2 protein-coding genes are annotated in these 1,435 nt (G+C 67.2%); both read left to right on the top strand.

Features of this window, described 5'->3' with window-relative positions; genetic code table 11:
* Nucleotides 1-105 precede the first annotated feature (105 nt).
* Nucleotides 106-936, top strand: a complete 831-nt coding sequence (locus tag ABZX30_RS38150; RefSeq protein WP_355943059.1) for an IS5 family transposase — start codon at nt 106-108, stop codon at nt 934-936.
* On the top strand, nt 933-1,355 hold the full coding sequence (locus tag ABZX30_RS38145) for a hypothetical protein (protein ID WP_355943056.1): 423 nt from the start codon (nt 933-935) through the stop codon (nt 1,353-1,355). The genes ABZX30_RS38150 and ABZX30_RS38145 overlap by 4 nt, the downstream gene beginning before the upstream one ends.
* Nucleotides 1,356-1,435 lie beyond the last annotated feature (80 nt).

The following is a 1,435-nucleotide window of genomic DNA, read 5'->3' as shown; positions in this document are numbered from 1 at the left end:
TGAGAGGGCGGTATGTGACGTAGTGTCGCGTTTGTTGTCGCTGGAACGTGTGGCACAGGCATATCGGGGCTGATCGGGGAGTCCTGCCGTGCTGGAGTGTTCCTCGTGAGCGACCGCAAGCCCTACAAGAGCGACTTGTCCGACGAGCGGTGGGCCCTGATCGAGCCGGTCGTCGCCTCCTGGAAGGCCCGGCATCCCTCGGTCAGCGGCCATCAGGGCGCCTACGAGATGCGGGAGATCGTCAACGCCCTGCTCTACCAGTCCCGTACCGGCTGTCAGTGGGACTACCTGCCCCACGACCTGCCCCCGGCCGGCGCGGTGAAGTACTACTTCTACAAATGGCGCGACGACGGCACCGACCAGACCATCCACGACCTGCTGCGCTGGCATGTCCGCGAGAGCCGGGGGCGCAAGGCGGACCCGAGTCTGGTGGTGCTCGACACCCAGAGCCTGCACGCAGCCACCGGGGTGCCCGCCGACACCACCGGAAGGGACGCGGCAAAAAAAGTCCCGGGCCGCAAACGCGGCCTGGCGGTTGATGTTCTCGGTCTGGTGATCGCGGTGGTGGTGCTGGCCGCGTCCGCGCACGACAACGCCGCCGGCATCGCCCTGCTGGACAAGGTCGCCGCCGACACCGACACGGTGCAGAAGGCCCTGGTCGACCAGGGCTTCAAGACCGCCGTCATCGACCACGGCAAGAAGGTCGGCATCGATGTCGAAGTCGTCGAACGCAACCCGACGACCAGTGGGTTCGTGCCGCAACCGATCCGGTGGCGAGTGGAGCAGGTGAACGGGATCATGATGCTGCACCGCAGGCTGGTCCGCGACTACGAACACCGGCCCGCCTCCGCCGAGTCGAGGGTGTACTGGGCCATAAGCGACCGGATGTCCCGGATGCTCACTGCGACCTCCACCCCCACCTGGCGCGGCGCATGACCAACGACGAGTTCACCCTGGGGGCGGTCCTCGCCCGCCTGGAGGAGCAAGAGCGTGAGATCGCCACGCAGGCCGAAGCGACGCAAGCACACATCATGGAACTCACCGCGCAACTGGAGGAGTTCGGCCGACTCGCCGAAGAGGTGCGCATCACCCGCAAGACGCTGCTGGCGCTGCCCGAGCCGGCCTCGCCGGTACCGCCGCCCGTGAAGCTGCCGGACCATCCGGCCTACCAGCAGATCATGGCGGTGTTCGCCGCAGCCGACGCCCCGCTGCGGGCGCGGGCGGTCTGCGAGGCGATGGACCTGGAGATCGCACCCAACAACGTCAACAACGTCCGGCTCAAGCTCAAGCGGCTGGCCGGACGCGGAATCCTGATCGAGCCCGAACAGGGCTTGTTCGCCAAGCCGCAGTGGTAGCCGCCTGGTCAGGCCACGACCAGACCGACAGCCCCACCCGAAAGCCCGAAACGGGCATCACGTCACATACCGCCCTCTGA

Origin of the sequence: Streptomyces sp. NPDC004542, from assembly GCF_040610035.1 — a bacterium.
In the GTDB taxonomy this organism is placed as follows: Bacteria; Actinomycetota; Actinomycetes; order Streptomycetales; family Streptomycetaceae; genus Streptomyces.
This window is presented reverse-complemented; position numbering and strand designations above follow the sequence as displayed.